1 protein-coding gene is annotated in these 443 nt (G+C 50.3%); it reads left to right on the forward strand.

The features are described from left to right. Window positions 1-443 (forward strand): condensation domain-containing protein (locus ACL9RM_RS26530; protein WP_414126706.1); only part of this gene is annotated, 443 nt, incomplete at both ends.

Raw genomic sequence — 443 nt, forward strand, 5'->3', positions numbered from 1 at the left:
CTGAAGCTGCTGGTTAGCCGACATGCTATATTACGGACGAATTTCTACAGCGGCTGGTATGGTCAACCGTTGCAGATTGTCTATCGTCATAAAAACCCGAGCTTCTTTTATGAGGATGTCAGAGGGCGCGAACACGCTGTAGCTGAATTTGTGGCCCAGGATAAAGCTCGAGGCTTTGATCTAAGCAAGGATGCGCTTATGCGCGTAGCCGTCTTCCGCACGGGTGAAAGCTCATACCGTTTTGTATGGAGCTTCCATCATATTGTGATGGACGGCTGGTGCCTGTCCCTGATGACGGACGAAGTGTTTGGTGCATATGTTGCCTTGCTGGAGCACAAGCAGCCAGAGCTGGCACCTGTCAAGCCCTATAGTGATTATATCGAATGGTTGGAACATCAGGATGCACAGGAAGCGACCCGTTATTGGAGTGACTATTTGGCAGG

The sequence above is a fragment of the Paenibacillus sp. S29 genome, from assembly GCF_049319765.1.
GTDB lineage: Bacteria > Bacillota > Bacilli > Paenibacillales > Paenibacillaceae > Paenibacillus > Paenibacillus polymyxa_B.